4 protein-coding genes and 1 pseudogene are annotated in these 3,114 nt (G+C 72.8%); all 5 read left to right on the top strand.

Going from position 1 to position 3,114, the window contains the following annotated elements; translation table 11 throughout:
- Window positions 1-79 precede the first annotated feature (79 nt).
- The 5 genes and pseudogenes from GTR00_RS17800 (at window position 80) to GTR00_RS17780 (ending at window position 3,090) form a co-directional block, all read left to right on the top strand.
- Window positions 80-898: a CheR family methyltransferase gene (locus GTR00_RS17800; RefSeq protein ID WP_166612914.1), complete on the top strand. Its 819-nt coding sequence runs from the start codon at window positions 80-82 to the stop codon at window positions 896-898.
- Between the two features lie 14 nt (window positions 899-912).
- Entirely contained in the window at window positions 913-1,293 is a 381-nt protein-coding gene (locus GTR00_RS17795) for a response regulator (RefSeq protein WP_166612913.1), read from the top strand.
- Window positions 1,290-1,778: a chemotaxis protein CheX gene (locus tag GTR00_RS17790; RefSeq protein ID WP_205706094.1), complete on the top strand. Its 489-nt coding sequence runs from the start codon at window positions 1,290-1,292 to the stop codon at window positions 1,776-1,778. The genes GTR00_RS17795 and GTR00_RS17790 overlap by 4 nt, the downstream gene beginning before the upstream one ends.
- A 1-nt stretch (window position 1,779) precedes the next feature.
- Window positions 1,780-2,136 (top strand): annotated as a pseudogene (locus tag GTR00_RS26460) (response regulator); the annotation flags it as partial.
- 693 nt (window positions 2,137-2,829) lie between these two features.
- The gene (locus GTR00_RS17780; RefSeq protein WP_166612911.1) at window positions 2,830-3,090 is read left to right on the top strand and encodes a thioredoxin family protein; all 261 of its coding nucleotides are present in this window, start codon (window positions 2,830-2,832) and stop codon (window positions 3,088-3,090) included.
- Window positions 3,091-3,114: the final 24 nt, after the last annotated feature.

Below are 3,114 nucleotides of genomic sequence, written 5' to 3'. Positions count from 1 at the left end.
GCTACCCACCGCCCGGCGACCCCGCCGGCGACCCGCACCGCCGCTGCTGCGGCCCGACCCACTACTGGCAGGTGGTGACATGGCGCTGACCCCCACGGCTTTCGAGTGGGTCTGCACGCTCGTCCGCAAGGAGAGCGCGATCGTCCTGGAGAAGGGCAAGGAGTACCTCGTCGAGTCCCGCCTCGTGCCGCTGGCGCGCGCCGCGGGCGCGCCCGACGTCAACGCGTACGTCGACGGCGTGCGGCTGCGCCCGGACCGCCGGGTGCAGATGGCCATCGTCGAGGCGCTGACGACGAACGAGACGTCGTGGTTCCGCGACGGCGCCCCGTTCCAGGCCTTCTCCACCACGGTCGTCCCGGCCCTGAAGCAGTCCCGCGCCACGACCCGTTCGCTGCGCATCTGGTCCGCGGCCAGCTCCACCGGCCAGGAGGCCTACAGCCTGGCGATCACCCTGCAGGACTCGATCGTCGCCGAGGGCTGGCGCGCGGAGATCGTCGGCACCGACATCTCCACCGAGGTCCTGGAGAAGGCGAAGGCGGGGACGTACTCCCAGCTGGAGGTCAACCGCGGCCTTCCGGCGCCCCTGCTGGTCCGCCACTTCACGCGGGCCGGCATGAACTGGCAGGTCAACCAGAACCTCCGCCAGATGGTGCGGTTCCAGCACCTGAACCTCACCAGCAGCTACGCCGCACTGGGCCAGTTCGACGTGGTCTTCCTGCGGAACGTGCTCATCTACTTCGACCTCGCCACGAAGCGGGACATCCTCAGCCGGGTGCGCAGGGCGCTGCGTCCGGACGGGTACCTCTTCCTCGGCGGGGCCGAGACGACGCTCGGCGTCGACGACAACTGGGAACGGCAACTCATCGGGCGGGTCTCCGTCCACCGGCCGAAGAACTGAGAGGAAAGATCGACATGAGGGCACTGGTCGTCGACGACTCCCGCGCCATGCGGAAGATCATCGCGGGGGCGCTGCGCAAGCTGGGTTACGAGGTCGTGGAGGCCGCCGACGGCGCCGAGGCGCTGAAGGTGCTGGGCGAGGGCCCCCTGCCCGAGCTGGCCACCGTCGACTGGAACATGCCGGTGATGGACGGCCTGACGTTCGTCACCCAGGTCCGCGCCATCCGCGAGTACCGCTCGCTGAGCATCATGATGGTGACCACCGAGGCCGAGCACGGGCAGATCGTCCGCGCCCTCGCCGCCGGTGCGCACGAGTACCTGATCAAGCCCTTCACCGTGGACGCGCTGGAGGAGAAGCTCGCCCTGCTGGGCCTGCTGCCGGAGGTGACCGCATGACGCAGGACACGGGTCTGGACGCGCAGGAGGTCGTCGACTACGTCGAGGACGAGGCGCTCGCGCAGATCGTCGACCAGATGTGGCAGTCGTACTTCGGCCACGTCGAGCCGCTGCTGCCGGCGTTCGAGCCGCAGGAGGTGCCCGCCCCGCTGCTGTGCGCGAGCGTGGGCATCTCCGGCGCCCGCCCCGGCCTGGTGACGGTCCTGGTGCAGGAGTCCGCCGCCAAGCCGCTGGCCGCGGCCCTCCTGCAGGAGGACGGCGAGCTGACCGACGACGACGTGTACGACGCGCTCGGCGAGGTCGCCAACATCATCGGCGGCAACATCAAGGCCCTGGTGCCCGACGCCGGCGCCCTCGGCCTGCCCGCCATCGCCGAGGCCCCGCCGCTGCCGCGCTCCAACAGCCGCTGCGCGGCGCGCCTGGACGCGAACTGGCAGGGCCACTGGATGACGTTCATCGTGTGGCTGTCCGGATCGGGGGCCTGACGTGAAGGCCCTCGTGGTGGACGACAGCCGCGTCATGCGGCAGATCGTCATCCGCACCCTGCGCCAGGCGGGCTTCGACTGGGTCGAGGTCGTGCAGGCCGAGAACGGCCGGGAGGGTTTCGAGGCGGTCCGCGCCGAGAACCCCGACATCGTCCTCTCGGACTGGAACATGCCCGAGGCGACCGGCATCGAGATGCTGCAGAACCTGCGCGGTTCCGGCCTCGACGTGCCGTTCGGGTTCGTCACCTCCGAGGGCTCGGAGGAGATGCGCCAGAAGGCCGCCGCCGCCGGTGCGCTCTTCCTCATCGCCAAGCCGTTCACGCCCGAGGCGTTCGCCGAGGTCCTGGCCCCGGTCCTGAAGGCCGACGGCACGGTCGCCGCCGCGGCGCCGGCTCCGGCCGCTGCCGCCGCGGAGCGTCCCGCGGTGACGATGGACAGCAGCCCGCTGCCCTCGAACCTGGCGATCCGCAACCTGCTGGAGGACCTGCTCGGCCGCGAGGTCGAGGTCTCCCCGGGCACCCCGTGCTCGGTGGGCGGCAAGCCCGGCTCCGCAGTCGGCCTGTACGTCGACGACCGGCTGCGCTCCGCGGCCGTCGCGGTGTTCGACTTCGCGCTGGCCGCCCACGCCGGCGCGGCGATCGGCCTGCTGCCCCCCGGGGCCAGCGAGGCCGCCGTCGAGGACGGCGAGCTGTCCGAGGCGCTGCGCGTCAACGCCAACGAGGTGCTCAACATCATGGCGTCGCTGTTCAACGTGGAGGGTGCCCCGCACCTGAAGCTGCACGCGGCGTACGCCCCGGGCGAGGTCCTGCGCCCGGACGTGACCCAGTGGGCCACGAGCACCGGCAGCCGCCTCGACCTGGACGTCAAGGTCGCCCGCTACGGCAAGGGCAAGCTCAGCATCGTCACGCTCTGAGCCGCCCGGGCAGCACCGCCCGGGCAGCACCGCCCGGGCAGCACCCCACGGCCCCCGTCGCACCCGCGGCGGGGGCCGCGGGCGTTCCGCCCGGTGTCCGCGCGGAAGCTCGCGCGCCGGCGCGGTGTTGCCCCCGGCGTGGTCGTCGAACTGTTCACCTCGGCGTTCTGCGGGCCCTGCCGCAGCGCCCGCGCCGTGCTGGCCGAAGCGGTCCGCCTCGTCCCGCGGGCCCGCCTCACCGAGGTGGACGTCGCCGCTGACCCGGCGCGCGCCGAGGCGGCCGGGGTGAGCAGCACGCCCACGGTCCTGGTGCGCACCGACGAGGGGGCCGAGGTGTTCCGCGCCGCGGGGGCGCCCTCGCTGGCGCAGGCGCTGGCGGCGCTGGCGCGCGCCGCCTGAACCACCCGGGTCAGCGCCCGCGCC

It is taken from the genome of Kineococcus indalonis (assembly GCF_009906395.1).
In the GTDB taxonomy this organism is placed as follows: Bacteria; Actinomycetota; Actinomycetes; order Actinomycetales; family Kineococcaceae; genus Kineococcus; species Kineococcus indalonis.
The sequence above is the reverse complement of the archived record's forward strand: the minus strand, read 5'-3'. Positions and strand labels throughout refer to the sequence as shown.

Coding starts and splice junctions, on each gene's coding strand:
- GTR00_RS17800 (WP_166612914.1), top strand. CDS start 80: ATGGCGCTGACCCCCACGGCTTTCGAGTGGGTCTGCACGCTCGTCCGC.
- GTR00_RS17795 (WP_166612913.1), top strand. CDS start 913: ATGAGGGCACTGGTCGTCGACGACTCCCGCGCCATGCGGAAGATCATC.
- GTR00_RS17790 (WP_205706094.1), top strand. CDS start 1,290: ATGACGCAGGACACGGGTCTGGACGCGCAGGAGGTCGTCGACTACGTC.